Origin of the sequence: Nocardiopsis rhodophaea (genome assembly GCF_039530945.1) — a bacterium.
GTDB classification, from domain to species: Bacteria; Actinomycetota; Actinomycetes; order Streptosporangiales; family Streptosporangiaceae; genus Nocardiopsis_C; species Nocardiopsis_C rhodophaea.
The window spans coordinates 363,106-378,270 of the sequence record NZ_BAAAPC010000003.1 but is presented as its reverse complement, the minus strand read 5'-3'; the positions used below and the strand labels follow the sequence as shown (position 1 = coordinate 378,270).

Here is a 15,165-nt window from a genome sequence, read left to right as displayed (position 1 = left end):
GAGCTCAACACCCGGCCGCGCCAGACGCTGGGGTGGGATACCCCGGCCCAGCGTCTGGCCGAGCTGATCGCTCCCGACCCGGTGGCGTGAGCCATGGTTGCACTCACCACTTGACGCGGCCCGCCGGGTTTCGGTCGATATCGCCGAGATCAACGGGGCGGGGAAGCATGAGGGGCGGTGCCGCCGTGGCGGCACCGCCCCTTGCGCATGTTCGCCTGCCGGCCTGCTTAGGCCAGCTGGACCTTGCGGGCGTCCTCGAAGCGGCGCTGCACGTCCGCCCAGTTGACGACGTTCCAGAACGCCTTGACGTAGTCCGCCTTCACGTTCTTGTACTGCAGGTAGAAGGCGTGCTCCCACATGTCGAGCAGGAGCAGCGGGTAGGACCCGGCGGCGAGGTTGCCCTGGTGGTCGTAGAGCTGCTCGATGATCAGCTTCTTGCCGAGGATGTCCCAGGCCAGGATCGCCCAGCCGGAGCCCTGGATGCCGGTAGCCACGGCACTGAAGTGCGCGCGGAAAGCGTCGAACGAGCCGAACTGGTCGTCGATCGCCGCACCCAGCTCACCCTCGGGCTTGTCACCGCCGTCCGGCGACAGGTTCGGCCAGAACACCGAGTGGTTGACGTGCCCGGCGAGGTTGAAGGCCAGGTTCTTCTCAAGCATGTTGACCGTGCCGAAGTCGCCCTTCTCACGGGCCTCGGCCAGCTTCTCCAGCGCGGTGTTGGCGCCCCCGACGTACGCCGCGTGGTGCTTGTCGTGGTGAAGCTCCATGATCTGGCCGGAGATCCACGGCTCCAGAGCCGCGTAGTCGTACGGAAGCTCCGGAAGCGAATATGGCGCGGACATGTGCGCACCTTCCCAAGACGATTTTCTAGGCTGTGATTGGCGATGACTCTCGCCCCTGAAAAGCTATCAGCACAGGGCCCGGTCATCCCGTGTCGCCCTCGCGACAATCGGAACCGGGAATAAACCCGCTACCCGGCCACCGCGCGAAGCGCGCGGGCGGGCGTCACGCCGCACGCTCGAATCCGCTGCCGTTCCACGTGGTGCGGGCGCACGCCACCCCCCAGGCGCCCTTGCGCTTGAGGATGTCGTAGATGTGCATCCGGTCGATTTTCGGCGACACGCCGTACCCCGAGGGCCACGTGATCGCCCAGTCCATGTCGAGGTCGACCAGCAGCTCCAGCAGCCGGGCGATCGTGGGGTCGTCGAGCCGCTCGAACGCCTCGTCGAGCAGCACCATCCGCAGCGGACCCTCCAACTCGGTCTCCAGCGCGTCGTAGAACGCCGCGCTGGCGGCGAACAGCGTCACGTACGACACCAGCCGTGTCTCCCCGGACGACAGCTGGCGCACGCGGCGGTCGCGCGGGTTGCCGTCCGGGCCCGTGTCGTGGATCCGCACCCGGTAGGTGTACCACTGCCGGTAGTCCAGCGCACCGGCCAGCACCTCGGTGTAGCCGCTGCTGCGCCCCTCGTCGCGGGTGGCGCGGATGCGGTCCATCAGCGCGCGGCGCAGCCGGTCGTTCTCCTCGGCGGTGCGCCGCGCCACCGACTTCTTGGCAAGGGCGAACGCCGAGCGCTCGGCGGGGTCCAGGTGCGGCGCCGGCTCCCAGGCCAGCTCCACCCGCACGCCCTGGCTGGAGTGGGCGCCCTCCAGCACGGTGTTCATCCGCCGGGTCAGCGACTCGGCCGACCCGATCTGGCGGTGCAGCTCCTCGGCGATGTCGCCGAGCAGGTACTCCTCGAAGATGCGCTCCTCGCTGCCGGTGAGGTTCTCCTCGGCCTGGGCGAGGCGGGCGGCGGTGAGCCGGGCCGTGGCCGCCACCGGGGCGGTTCCCGACTCGTCGCTGACCGCGACCGTGAGGATGCCGTGGTCCCGGTCGGCCTGCACGTCGTGCGTCCCGGCCAGGGCGGACTGGAGCTGCTGGATGCGCGAGATGAGCGTGCGCTCCAGCGCCGCAGGGTCGCCCGGGGCGTCCTCCGCCGCGTCCAGCGCCTCGGCCAGGGCCGCGCGCAGCTCCGGGCGCTCGAACGGCGGCTCGACGCCACCGGTGGCCGCCTCCCACACGCCCGCGACGTCGGCGGCGTCGGTCAGCGCGTCCTCGGCATCGGCGACCTTGCCCTCGGCCTCCTCGACCTCGCGCTCGGTGGCCTCGACCCGCGCCTCGGCGTCGGCCAGCGCCTTGATCCGGCTCTCCACCTCCGACTGCGCCTTGGGCGCCTGGGCCCGCAACCGCTGCCGCTCCTCACCCAGCCGCCGCACGTCCTCGCTCACCTGCTCGGCGTCGCGCCCCAGGCTGGAGCGGAGCGTCGCCAGAACGGCGTGCGCCTCGGCGTAGGCGCGGTGCGTCTCGGCGGCGTCGGACTCGGCCTTCTCCCGGGCCCGCACGGTCCTCTCGTGGTCGGCTTGGGCCGCCGCCACCGACCGCAGTGCCTCGGGCAGGTCCCGGCGCAGCAGCCGCGCGACGTCCTCCAGGGCCGTAGACGCGCGCTGGGCGCGGTCGCACAGCTCCCGCAGCTCCGCACACCCGCTGCCGACGCCCAGCTCGCCGCAGGCGCGCTGGTGCTCGGCGCGCTTGGCGCCGAGCCGGGCGCGGGCCTGGGCGTGCTCGGCCTCGGCCTGCTCGGCGTCGGAGGCGGCGCGGCGGGCGGCCGAGCGGCGGGACTGCGTCTCGATGTGGGCGCGCAGCACCTCGGCGATGTCCGGGAAGGAGTCCAGGCAGCCGTGCCACGCCTGTTCGAGCTGCTGGGCGCCGTTCAGGGATGCGCGCAGTTCAGCGATCCGCTCCTCCAGCCGGGCCAGCTCGGCCTCCAGCTCCTCCACGCGCTTCCGGCGGGCCTGCTCGCGGGCACCGGCGCCGATGTGTTCGGCCGCGGCCTTGGTGTGCCGCCCGCGCAGGACCCCCGACCGCCAGTGGCCGTCCGGCCCGACACCCAGCGGGGCGTTGGAGGCGCCGTCCGCGGTGCCCGCGTCCAGCAGGGGCACCGAGCGCAGCAGCGCGGCCACCACCTCCTGCTCCACGGTGCCCGCCGCGTCGGTGTCCACGGCCGGACGCAGCACGTCGGCCAGTGACGGTCCCTCGACGGGGGTGCCGGGCTGCGCCCAGGTGTCGTGCCGCCCGTCGTCGGGCAGGGGGCCGCCGTCCCGGGTGAGCCACGCGTTGAGCAGGCCGCAGGCGTGCAGGGACGCTTCCAGGGCGGCGCGCTCGGCGTCGGGGATCTCGGGACGGAAGTCGACCACCCGGTAGAACGGGGCACCCGTGGCCGGGTCGCGTTCGGCCGTGGTCAGCGCGGGGTCGGCCAGCTCCACATCGGCGGCTTTGCGCAGCCCGGCCAGGTCCGCCCGCAGCCGGGTGCGCTCCGCGTCGGCGTCGGCGAGGCGCTGCTCGGCCATGACGGCGGCGTGCTGCACCGCGCGCAGCCGCGGCTGGAGCGCCGCTCGGACCTCGCGGTGGGCGTCGCGGAACGCGTCGGGGTCGGTGGCGACCTCGTCGGCCTCGGGGACGGGCGGCAGCTCCCCGGGGGCGGGGCGGTCGCCGTGCGGCAGTGCCTCGTCGTGCCAGCGCTGAACGGCGTGCGCCCACTGTCCGGCGAGCGCGAGCAGCCGCTCCTCGCTCTCCCGCGCCCGGTGCCCGGCCTCGGCGGCGTCCTCCGCGCTGCGCGCGGCGCCCTCGGCCAGCCGCGACAGGCGGGTCTCCTCCTCCGCCAGCCGCTCGGCCTCGGACCGCAGGCCGCCCAGCAGCGGGGCGCGTTCGGCCGCCGCCGCGGCCGCCGCCGCGACGCTCTCGGCGGCCTGCGCGGCACCGCTTTCCAGCGCCTCGACGTCGATGCCGGGGGCGGCGGCCCGGTACAGCTCCTCGGGTCGGGCGTCCGGCTCGGGGGAGAGGAGCACCGTGCGGGCCGCCTCCTCCCGGTCCAGAGCCGGACGCAGGGGAGGAAGAGCGCCCAGGGCCGAGGGGAGACCGATCGCGCCCAGCGACTCGCGGGCCTCGGCGGCGCTCGACGCCACCTGCTCGCCGATGCGGACCGCGAGGGCGGCCGAGCGCTCGATGGCGCCGATCGACTGCTCCTCGGTGGAGCGCAGGCCCTCGGCGTTGGCGAGCTCCGCCTCGACGTGCCGACGCTGGGACTCCACGGTGGCCTGCTTGTCCTCCAGGTCGCCGAGCGCGCCGTAGGCGGGGGAGGCCTTCAGCGCCTCCAGCTCGGTCTGCACCTGCTCCAGCCGCTCGTTCGCGGCGTCGCGGTCCCGTTCGGCCTGGCGCAGCTCCGCCTCGGCGGCGGCACGCTCCCGGTCCCGCTTGGCGCGTCGGTTAGCGGCCCGCTCCCGCCCTTTCTCGGCGGTCGCCAGCCGGTTGGCGCGGTCGGCCAGCACGCCGCGCGCGTAGTCGCGGTAGCCGGTGAGGAACTCGTCCAGCGCCGAGTCGGCCTGGCGCAGGCGGGCGACGTTACGGCGCACGCCTTCGAGGTTGTCCAAGCCGGTGGCGGTGCGCGCGATGACGTCGGGGTCGACGGGCGGGAGCGCGTCGGAGAGGAGCTGTTCCAGCTGGCCCTGGAGCACCTTCAGGCCGATGTCGGGGTTGCGCAGGGTCCGCTGGAGGTGCAGCAGGTCGGTGTAGCGGTTGCCGCCGGTGATGCCGTAGACGGCCGCCGCCACCCGCTGCTGGAACGCCTCCTGGGTGCTGAGGACGGCGTCCTCGCCGATGTGCTCGCGCAGGCGCGCCTGGGTGATGGGCCGGTCCTGCTCCATCAGCGCGAAGTCCTTGTTCACCCGCAGCGGGGTGATGAACCGCCAGGAGTCGCTGATCTGGCGGCTGGACGCGCTGGCCTTGACACCGATCCCGCAGGTCAAAAAGTCCACGGACCCGTCGTCGAGGGTGCGGCGCAGCTCGATCCAGGCGTAGCCGAGGCGCAGGGTGCCCTCGGTGTAGTCGTCGAGCATGAGACGGCTCATGCTGACGGTGTCGAAGCCCTTGCAGCCCATGTTGCGCAGGTCGCCGTCGAGGCAGAGGGGGAGCAGCAGCTCCAGGGTGCGCGACTTGCCCGAGCCGTTGGTGCCCTTGAAGATGACCCGGCCTCCGGACAGGTCGAACTCTTCGTCGCGGTACTGCCAAATGTTGACCACGCCGCCGCGGTGCAGCTGCCAGCGCTCGCGGGGCCGGGCGGCCGCGTGTCCGGTGCTCACATTGGTCCTAACATCGATCGTCGTGTACCCGTCGGGCGGGGTCACAGGGGGAACAGGGAGTCCTGGGCGTCGTCGGCCGCCGGTTCGGGTTCGGGCGGATCGCCCTCGCCGGACGCGTCGGGGCCGGGCGGGCCGTCGGGGACGGGACGGTAGCGGGCGGCGGCGGGGCTGATCCGCACCAGGTCGCCGGGGCGCCGCCGGGCCAGCCCGGATTGGGCGAGGGTGTCGGCGACCGCGCGGGCCAGTCGGCGGGTGTCGCGGACGGCGTCCTTCGACCACGCCTGCGGATACCGCTCGACCAAGCCTGCCACGACCGTGCCCAGGCGGTCGAGGGAGACCGTGGTCCAGGGGCCGTCGGCGGTGGAGTCGCCGGGCGCCCGTGCCCCGTCGTCGTCGCCGTCAGGGCCCGCCGCCTCGGCCGGGTCCGACGGCCCGTCCGCCAGCAGCTCGGCCGCCGCCAGCAGCGCGATGCGGGCGATGGTGCCGGTCCCGGGGAAGACGCGGTCGGTGAGGTAGCCCTCGGGGTCGATAGCCAGCACGCCTTGCGAACGCACCTCCAGACGCAGGCCCAGCAGCTCCTCCAGCAGGTGCGCCTCGGAGCGCAGGTTGGTGCGCAGCCAGTCCCACTGGTCGGCGCTGAGGTCGGAGGCGAGAACCACCGGGTCCTCGACGAGGCGGCGGCGCACGCGGTGGCGCGCCTCGGCGTCCGTGCCCGCCGACCCGCTCAGCGCCTCGGCTGAGGGGAAGCGCCCCAGCGGAGCCGCGACCAGGTGCCCGAGCAGCTCCAGGTCGACGGTGAGCAGCGCCTCACGGCTCGCGTCGTCGGCCCACGGGCCGACACTGCCGTCGGTCTCGGTGAGCACACCCAGATCGATCAGCAGGCGCAGGGCCGCAGCGAGGGCGCGCCGGTCCACGATGCCCGTACCCAGGTCCAGTCCGGCCTCGGTGCCGGCCGCGCGTACGTCGGCGACCAGCCCCGACAGCAGGAGCTGCCGACCGCCGCCGGTGAGGACGGCCAGCACCAGGGCGAGGTAGGCGTAGCCACGCGGGGTGAAGGGAGCGCCGTTGTGCTTGTGGGCCCCGCGTACACCGTCGGGCGTGCGGCCGGTCTTGTACAGCCGGGCGAACGTCGGCTCGATGACGAGCCGGTAGCCGAGGTACCCGGCGAACAGCGCCTGCAGCCGGTCGGCGTAGCGACGCATCGCGGGAAGCGCGTCGCCGTCGGGGCCATCGGCGCGCAGCAGTGGACGGCGCAGCAGCACCCGGGCGCACCGGCGCACCTGGGCGGCCTCGATGGCGTCCAGCCCGCCCAAGGCCGCCTTCTCCGGCGAGCCCAGCGGATCCCTGCGGCTCACCATCGTGCCCCCTCGTCCGGCAGACCGGCGTCCCGCACCGCGTTCGCCTCGGGGGCGTCGGCCGCCGCCTGCGGCTCGTCGACGGCCTCGTGCACCTCCAGCGCCTCGCCGACCCGCAGGCGCACGTCGACACCGTGCAATTCGAGCGTCCCCAACGCCGAACCGATGCGGGCGGCACCGCCGTCGGGGCGCGGCTCCAGCAGCAGCGTCAGGCCGGTGATCGGGTCACCGGCGCTGCCCGGTTCGCTGGGCACGTCACGGGACGCACCGGCCAGGGTCAGCAGCTCGCAGAACATCTCCAGGGCGTCGCCGGAGAGCCGCGCCCCGGCGAGGTCCGAGCTGGCCGCCGCCAGCTCGCGCACCGCGGCGTCGCGGCGGCGCTTGCGGCGGTCCTCCTCCTCCAGCAGCTCGGCGCGGCCCAGGGGGTCGTCGCTGAGGCGCGGCAGTTGGCCCGCGGGCGCGCGCTCGCCGCGCGTGCGCACGTTGACCTCGACCTCCACCTGCCCGCCTTCGGGCCAGGTGCGGCCGGGGTCGGGGGTGTCGTCCTCGTTGGCCAGGGCCAGGTGCCGCGCGGAGAACAGGCCGAACGCCGCGGCGAAGAGGTCGTGCGCGGTCTCGGGTGTCGCCGCGTCGAACCACCCGGCCAGCGTCAGCAGGTCGCGGCGGCGTCCAGGGTCGACGCCGCCGACGCCGGTGACGCGCTTGACGTTGCCGAGCAGGGCGGTGATAGCGCGGCTGGTGGCGTCACGCAGGCCGTCGACCTCGGAGGGGCGGCCGGGGCGGCCGATGAACCAGCCGGTCAGCCCGTCCCAGTCGGCGGCGCGCCGACCGGGGGAGCGCTCCATGAGCTCGGTCTGGCCGCTGCGCGTCTCGCGGGGCACGAGCACGTTGCCGGAGCTGTCCGTGGCGGAGGCAGGCGCGGCGGTGTCGGCCCCGCGCGTGCGGAGCTCGCCGGTGCCGAGCAGGGACAGCAGCTGGCTCCGCTGCCGGTTGAGGGCGCCCAGCCGCTCCACGATCGGCTCGGAGTGGCGCAGGACGTCCTTCGCGATGAGTTCGACGTACTCCAACAGCATGTGCTTGAAGCCCGACATCTCGGCCGGAGCGAGGTCGTAGCGGGCGATCACCGAGCCGAGGTAGGCGTAGAAGTCGCGGACCGCCGCGGCGAACTCGTCGTGCTGCAGGAACAGCGTGGTGACCTGCTGGGCGAGCTGCTCGCGCAGCGTGCGCGCCGACGTCGCCTCGGGGCCGCGGCCGTGCTCGGCGGCCAGCAGCTCGCCGAGGGTCCGCTGGATGTCGGCGAGCCCCTGCTCGATGGCGGGCAGCAGCTCGCGCGAGACCTCGCGGGCGCCATCGGCGACGGTGAGCACGCCGTCGACGTCGCGCTGCACGCGCATGGCGAGCTTGGCGACCTGATAGCGGACCCGGCTGCGGGTGAACTCGGCGATGGACGCGGCGGGTTCCCGCCGCCCGGGCACCAGATTCCCCCAGCGGGCCAGCTGCTCCAGCCGGTCCACGACGGTTTCCAGGCGCGACTCGCCCTCGTCGATCTCGCCGCGCCGCTCGGCCGCGGCCAGGGCGGCGGCCACCTCCCCGGCGCCGAGGTCGGCCAGAAGTGTGGAGGTGAAGAGGCGCATGATCGCCAGGTACGTTTGGCGCTCCGGTGCGGTGAGGTAGCTGTAGAGCCGCAACCGGTGCAGGTCCCCGGAGCCGTCGCGAGGGCCGTCCGCGCCGCCCGCGGCGGTCTCCCCGCCCGCGGCGGTCCCTTCGCCTCGGGCGAGATGAGGCGTTTCGTCGGCATCGTTGAGCATGACCCGCCCCAACTTAGCGGTTTCGACTGGCCGCCGACGCCATGAGCGCGGGTGATCCCCGCCCCGCCCACCGGGGGTGGCCGCACGCCGCGCTGATGGACCGGCGGTGGACCGCGGGGGAGGGGCCGGTGATTGGTCGGTGAACAGGCGGGGAATTACCCCGCGAGGGCGTTTCCCCGGGTCATGGGGGCTGCTCCGGGGGCGTTCCGGTGGGCTACTGTCGGCCGCGTACCCGCCGTGCCGCGCCGCCCGGTGGAAGGGTGGAGGCGCCCGGTGGCCCGTGTGCGCGGCGCCACGGCGGGATCCCCCGACGTTCGGCCGTCCGCTGGGGACGGGTTTGACCACACTGGAGGTTCACATGCTGCGGTTCCTGCGGTCCCGGCTCCTGCACTACGTGGTCGGGGCGGGGGCGCTGGGCGCCCTGGTGCTCGGAGCGCTCGCGGCGCTGGGGCTGCTCGGGGCGGGGACCGCGATGGGGCTGGCCGCGACCGGCGTCGTCGGGGCGGCGGTGGCCGCCGTGGCGGTCATGGTGCGGCGGCTCGCCCGGCGGGTGAACCTGCTCAGCGGGGAGCTGGAGAAGCGCACGGGGGAGACCGTGCGGGCGGTCGAGGAGCACCAGGCCCGGACCGGCTCCTCGTTGGAGGAGGTGACGGCGGAGCTGGCGCGGCTGCGCGACGAGACGCTGCCGAAGCTCACCCGCGACATCGTCCGGACCGTCAACACGCAGGGCCGCAACGACTACGAGCAGCAGGTCGCCTGGACCGAGCTGCGCGACTACCTCAAGCCCGGCCCCTTCATGCCTCCGCTGCGCGGCTGGGCAGCATCGCCGGACGTGCTGCGGCTCCTGGTCGGCATCATCGACGAGCGGCGGCCGGAGCTCGTGGTGGAGTGCGGCAGCGGCTCCTCCAGCGTGTGGCTCGGCTACGCGCTGCGGCGGATGGGCGGCGGGCGCCTGGTCGCGCTGGAGCACGAGGAGCGCTTCGCGGAGCTGTCCCGGGACCTCGTCACCGCCCACGGGCTCGACGACATCGTCGACATCCGGCACGCGCCGCTGACCGACTGGGTGCCCGAGGAGGGCGCGGCCGACGACGCGGCCCAGCCCTGGTACGACCTGAAGGCGGTGGCCGACCTTGAGGAGATCGGCCTGGTCTTCGTGGACGGGCCGCCCGAGGCCACGGCCCCGCAGGCCCGCTTCCCCGCCGTCCCGGCGCTGCTGCCGCACTGCGCGACCGACGCCGTCATCGTCCTGGACGACACCGTGCGCCGCGCCGAGCGCGACCTGAGCGACCGGTGGCTGGCCGCCTACCCCGAGCTGTCCTGCCGTTCGGAGACGGTGGAGAAGGGCGCGCGCGTCTTCACGCGCAACGCGCACGCGTTCTGAGCCCGCCTGTCTCCCCGATGATTACGGCGAGTGTCCCGGCGCAGCGGAGTGGTTTCCCGTGCCTGCCGCACCCCCGCCGACGTCCTCGACCGGTTTCTCGACGCGGCCACCCCCGTGGTACCAAGCGGACCGAACCGCGTTCCCGGCTGTGATCATTCCCGGTCGGGACGCGTGAACCGCCGTGGCCGCACGCGCGGAGCGGTCAGGGCGCGTCAGGAGTCGAGGAGTTCGCCGACCGCGCGGTGCGCCTCGTCGATGGCGGTGTCGGTGTAGGCGTTGGGCGCGGCGTCGGAGTTGGCGATGGCGATGCGGCCGAGCCTCCGGCGCGCCGTCTCGGCCGGGGTCGGGCCTTCCGGCCAGAACCGGTCGAACGGGCGCGCGTACTCGCGGGCGTAGCCGTGCCCCCAGCGGTTGACGGTGATCGCCTCGATGTCGCGCTTGGCGTCGAAGCCGCCGTCGCCGAGCGCGCGGTTGAGGGTCTGCCGGATGCTGCGCTCGAAGCCCGCGAAGGGGATGTGCAGGATGTCGTGCCGGGCGGCGATCGCGGCCTTGGCCGGGGCCAGGCCCTCGGGGGAGGGCACCCCGATCATCTGGATGAGGATGGGCTCGTCCGGTTCCTGCGGGTGCTTGTAGCCGCCCAGGCTGACCGGGTAGTCGAGCTGGGCGACGGCCCAGTCGCCGCTGGAGAAGCGGATGTGGCGCATGCCCAGCTCCACCCACGGCTGCCAGTTCTTGACCTGGACGTTGGCGTAGATCAGCGGCTGCTTCGAAGCGTCCTTCATGGCGATGCGCTGGGTGCTGGGCAGTTCGGTCATGAGGAACTGGCCCATGACGTGCCAGGCGGCCATGACGACGTGCGTGGCCGTGGCCCGATGCAGCTTGCCGTCGGTGCTGTAGTAGGTGACGAACACCCGGTCGGCGGATTCCGGGCGCCCGTCGTGCTTGAGGTTGGTGCAGGGTGAGGCCAGCCGGAGCCGGACGTCGTTGTCCGGCTTGTCGAGTTCGGTGTAGTCGAACTCGGCGAGCACGACGCTGTCCATGTCGAGCGTTTCCCGGTCCGGCACGGCGTTGGGGATGAGGCGGTGCACCAGCAGCCGCGCGATGCTCGCGTTGCCGTCGGGGAAGTGGTAGATGTACGGGTCCTCGTGGCCCCAGAAGCGCTGCACCGAGTAGGAGTTGAGCCGGTGCGCCGCGGAGTCGTCGAGGTTGAGCCCGTCGAAGCCGGGGTAGCCGTCGCCCCACGCGTCCAGGGCGCTCCAGTCGGCAGCGGGCACGGCCCATTCGTCGCTGGTCAGCGAGCGGCAGAAGTTCACCGCCTCCTCGCCCATGCCGGCGACGTCGCGGAGGTAGTCCGTGTAGGTCATCTCGGCGAGCCGGGTCTTCTTCTCGTCGTCGCTCAGACCCGGCATCCAGTCCTTGGGCTTGTCGAGAAGGGTGATGAGGTCGGCGCGGCCCTCGTCGGTCAGTGGGGCGTCGGCGAGCCACTCCTCGGTGGACATGCCCTTGGAGCGGACGGCGAGGTGGTCGCGCCCGAAGTCCTCGTAGCGGAAGAAGACAGTGTCGCCTTCCTCGGCCAGCTTGAACTTGTCGTAGAACTTCTGGTCGAAGTACGTCTCGAACTTCTTGAGGTCGATCCCGAGGTCGTTCAGGAGGCCCTTGGCCTCCTTGCTGTAGACGGAGGGGGTGTCGATGGCCTGCGTGCCGCCGTAGCCGATGAGGACTTGGTCGCGGCCCTCGGGGCGGAACTCGTTGCGCCGCGCGTGCCCGCCGAACTCGTCGTGGTTGTCGAGGATGAGGACCTTCGCGTCGGGGTTGCGCTTCCGGTAGAAGTAGGCGGCGGCCAGCCCGCTGATCCCGGCCCCGACGACCACCAGGTCGTAGTGCTCGCCGGTGTCCTCGACGTCGGTGGTGTTGGTGACGCTGCCGAGGCGGTTGTCGCGGATGGCGTGCGGGATGCTCAGCGCCTGCTGGGTGTTGCCGCGCAGGCCGGTCAGCTCCGGCGGGTAGTCGGCGCCGTCGGGCACCGCGACGGGCCTGTCGGGGCTGGCGGCCCACGGGCGGTCTCCGCCCGGTGTGCATCCGGCGAGTGCCGTCACCGCCGCCCCGGCGACGGCGGTCGCGGCGACCCCGTCGAAGAAATCGCGTCGGCTGATCTTCGCGTCCATGCCCAGCTCGCGGTCACTGGAGGCTGGACAGCGCGGCTCCTCGGCCATGTTCTCCCCTTTAGTTCTCCCCCGTGCACCCTCGCCGGAGCCAGCTGAACACGGGGGGTATCAGGGCAGCGACACGACGTACCGCCAGCTTCGGGCTCTTTGCCGTGTGTTGACGCGCCGGGGCGGCGGGGTGCGAACGTCTTGGAATGGTCGGCGGTGCGGGAACGCACCGCGGAACCCCGAGAAGCGTAGTTCCTCGCCAAGGGGTGGTTTGTGGCGATTTGCCGGATTTTTAGCCCGTCAAGGGTGAATCATCATCGGCGTTCGCGCTCGGTGTCCGAGGCGCGACACGCCGACGTGACCTGGGGTGACGTGGAACAGGGTGGGGAGTGGGCCACGACTCAGGGGACCACCAGAACCAGGGCCTCGGCGACAAGAGCCGGGCGCTCCCCGCTCTCGATCTCCACCTCGTGCCGCAGCGTGAGGAGGATCCCCTTGTCGGTCTCCTTGGCCTCGACCAGCTCGATCCCGTCGCGGACGCGCGCACCCTCGGTCACCGGCTGGAGGAAGCGGACCTTGTTCAGGCCGTAGTTGATGCCCATCCTCGGCGCCTTCTCCAGCGTGTAGACGCGCGGTCCGAAGTAGGCGAGCAGGGAGAGGGTGAGGTAGCCGTGCGCGATCGTGCGGCCGAAGGGGCCGTTCGCGGCCCGCTCGGCGTCGACGTGGATCCACTGGTGGTCCCCGGTCGCGTCGGCGAACCGGTCGATGCGGTCCTGGGTGATGGTGAGCCAGTCGCTGTGGCCCAGGTGCTCGCCCTCGGCGGCGACGAGTTCGGTGATGTCGGCGAACTTCCGCATGGTCTGCTGCGCTCCCCACGGTCGGATAGGAACTACCGGTCTCGCGGACGACAACGGCCGGGCGCGGCCTGACGCCGACTCTAGCGCGCACCGACCGGGCGGTTTGTGACCGGGGTCATATGTCGGGGCGGGGGTGCATCGGCCACTGGTCAGCCCTCGACCGCGAGCACGCCCGTGAGGTCGTCGAACACCAGCTCACTGCGGTACGCGCGCTCCGCGCGCGTCTCATACGCGTAGAGCCGCGTGAGGGTGAGCGGCTGGGCGACGCCCTGCGGCACCGGGAACTCGATCTTCCGCCACCCCGTCCAGTCGATCTCCGGGCCGCGCAGCGTGTGCGTGCTTCGCTCAGCGTCGACGACCGTGAGGGCGGTCCCGGCCCCCTGCGCGTCCCCGCGCACCCACAGACCGAAGGAGAACGCCGGGCGGTCGAGCCGGATCGGGGCGGGTGGACGGGCGTAGGCGGCGCGCGTGCCCTGGGAACGGGTGAAGTCGTAGGTGAGGGCGAGGCCATCGCCCGAGCGGCCGGGCACCGGGCGGACCGACGCCTCCCCGCGCGCGGCGGAGGCCGTCCACCGCGCCGCGTCGTCGAATTCGGCGACCGGCTCGATGGCCGTTCCGATGCGGACGGGGACGGCGGTCCGTACGCGGCCCTCCGACCCGGCGACCGAGATCGCGATCTCGCCGGTGCCGCGCTCGGCCCGAGGCTCGACGCGCAGGGTCCCGTCGGCCCGGGGAGCGACATCGACCAGCCCGGGGTCGAAATCGAGGACGGCGTCATCCGGCTCGATGGGGGCGCGGGAGCCGTCGGGCGCGACACCGGTCAGCACGAACCGGGCCGAGCGCGACGTGTCGGGAAAGGCGAGCGACGCGGGCGTGGCCGCGATCCGCCGGGGGCCGGGCAGCACCTCCACCTCGACGGTCCCGCGCATCGGTCCCCAGCGTGCGGCGACCGTGGCCGCGCCCGGCGCGCCGGCGGTGTACCGGACATCCCTCCCTCCGGAGACCGTCCCGCTCGACGCCGACCAGCGCAGGCTTTCGGGGCGCGGAGGGTAGCGGACCGGGCCGAAAGCCTCGTCGTGCGTCGTGGCGGTGAGAGAGCGCCGCAGGCCGGAGAAGACGCGGTAGGGGTCGGCCTGACGCGGGAGGGCCGAACCGCGCGGCGGCCGCGACTGGAGGCGCGGGCGGATCCAGACGCCGCGCACCTTGCCGGAACCGGGAGGGGAGAGCACGACGAGACCATTGGGAACCGCGCGGAAAAGCCCCCCGGTGCGGTTCCGGACGCCGGGCGCGGTCGCGCCGGGTTCGCGGGCCAGCAGCGTCGAAGACCCGCCGCCGTCGAGTTCGAGGGCGTCCGCGGCCCCGGCGCGCAGCATCCGCTCGGCCATCTCGCGCAGCGTCGCCCCTGGTGTTCGCGCCGTCCGGCCGTCCGCGGTCATCAGGTACATCCGGCGCCCACCGGCGGAGAAGCCGATGGCCGTGCGCGGGTGGCGCGAGGCGTCGTCAGGGGCGGTCACCCGCCCGTCGCGAAGGAGGACATGGCGCCCGCCCACGGCGGTGCGGGGCCGGACGCCGCCGTCGGTGAGGTCGTAGCCGACCGTGACCGCGTCCCCCTCGTCGACCTGCTCCAACCGGTCGGCGGCGGCGTCCAGGCCGACGAGCATGGTCGTGCTGGGATCGATGTCCCCGCGCCCGGGCTTGTCACGGATGTCGCGCACGACACCGTCGGTGATCTCCAGCTCGGTCACGCGCTCGGCGTCCCGGGTGGCGCGTTCGCGCGGCTGCTCACCCCAGTCGGAGGTGAAGGCGCCCACCCCGTCGTCGGGGATCTCGTGGCTGTTCAACCGGTCGACCCGTAACGACCCGCTGGGCAGAGTGGCAGACCCGGTAAAGCGCACCGGCTGGATCCGCCCGGTGCCATCAGACGCAAACGTCGCGGCGTTCACATGCGTCCCCGTGGGCGACTTCAACACGCGCCCGTCACGAACGGCGGCGCCTAGCGGCGCGGAGGAGAGGTTGATGTCGAAGTAGTCCCCGTTGACAGCGGCCACGGCGGTGTCATGGGGCTTCACCATCTGCGGCAGGGGAGCCGCGCCGGTCACGGTCCCGCTGTCGACGTACCCGATGGTCGCGCCGTCACCATCCCCGAGATCGACGCTGAGCGTACTGAAGTGCTGTCGACGCCCGGTCGTCCCTTCGGGCTCTTCGCGCACCTCGGTCGAGGTGAGCACCATCCCCGGAGCGACAGGCTGCAACCGCGACGTCTCCGAAACCGGCCCGTGGACGACACCGGCGACGGCTGCGGGCGAGAGGAGAACCAGGAGGAGGGGGATGACCAGCGCGGACAAGAACACTCGCGCCGTGCCGAAACGGCTGGACACAGAACAACCTCCGAACGGCGGACGCCACCTGGTGTTGCGATGCCGAAGCGGAGTG

General features: G+C 73.2%; 8 protein-coding genes. 1 reads left to right on the top strand and 7 read right to left on the bottom strand.

What is annotated here, in order from left to right; all coding sequences use genetic code 11:
• Positions 1–227 precede the first annotated feature (227 nt).
• The 4 genes from ABD259_RS05285 to ABD259_RS05270 all read right to left on the bottom strand — a co-directional run bounded on the left by ABD259_RS05285 (position 228) and on the right by ABD259_RS05270 (position 8,341).
• Positions 228–842 carry a superoxide dismutase gene (locus tag ABD259_RS05285; RefSeq protein WP_344107849.1) on the bottom strand — a complete coding sequence of 205 codons (615 nt, stop codon included), beginning with the start codon at positions 840–842 and terminating at the stop codon, positions 228–230.
• 163 nt (positions 843–1,005) lie between these two features.
• Positions 1,006–5,178, bottom strand: a complete 4,173-nt coding sequence (locus ABD259_RS05280; RefSeq protein ID WP_344160517.1) for a TIGR02680 family protein — start codon at positions 5,176–5,178, stop codon at positions 1,006–1,008.
• A 41-nt stretch (positions 5,179–5,219) separates the two neighbouring features.
• On the bottom strand, positions 5,220–6,536 hold the full coding sequence (locus tag ABD259_RS05275; RefSeq protein WP_344160514.1) for a TIGR02678 family protein: 1,317 nt from the start codon (positions 6,534–6,536) through the stop codon (positions 5,220–5,222).
• Positions 6,530–8,341, bottom strand: coding sequence for a DUF2397 domain-containing protein (locus tag ABD259_RS05270; protein WP_344107843.1), 1,812 nt, complete (start codon positions 8,339–8,341; stop codon positions 6,530–6,532). Before ABD259_RS05270 ends, ABD259_RS05275 begins: the two co-directional genes overlap by 7 nt.
• A 337-nt stretch (positions 8,342–8,678) precedes the next feature.
• Between ABD259_RS05270 and ABD259_RS05265 the strand changes: the two genes are divergently transcribed.
• Entirely contained in the window at positions 8,679–9,722 is a 1,044-nt protein-coding gene (locus tag ABD259_RS05265; protein WP_412759462.1) for a class I SAM-dependent methyltransferase, read from the top strand.
• A gap of 212 nt (positions 9,723–9,934) precedes the next feature.
• On the opposite strand, the gene ABD259_RS05260 is transcribed toward ABD259_RS05265, so the two are convergent.
• The 3 genes from ABD259_RS05260 to ABD259_RS05250 form a co-directional block, all read right to left on the bottom strand.
• On the bottom strand, positions 9,935–11,935 hold the full coding sequence (locus ABD259_RS05260; protein WP_344107841.1) for an NAD(P)-binding protein: 2,001 nt from the start codon (positions 11,933–11,935) through the stop codon (positions 9,935–9,937).
• A 341-nt stretch (positions 11,936–12,276) separates the two neighbouring features.
• Positions 12,277–12,732, bottom strand: coding sequence for a MaoC family dehydratase (locus tag ABD259_RS05255; RefSeq protein WP_344107839.1), 456 nt, complete (start codon positions 12,730–12,732; stop codon positions 12,277–12,279).
• Between the two features lie 149 nt (positions 12,733–12,881).
• Complete coding sequence (locus ABD259_RS05250; protein ID WP_344160511.1) at positions 12,882–15,110, bottom strand: phosphodiester glycosidase family protein; 2,229 nt, start codon at positions 15,108–15,110, stop codon at positions 12,882–12,884.
• Positions 15,111–15,165: the final 55 nt, after the last annotated feature.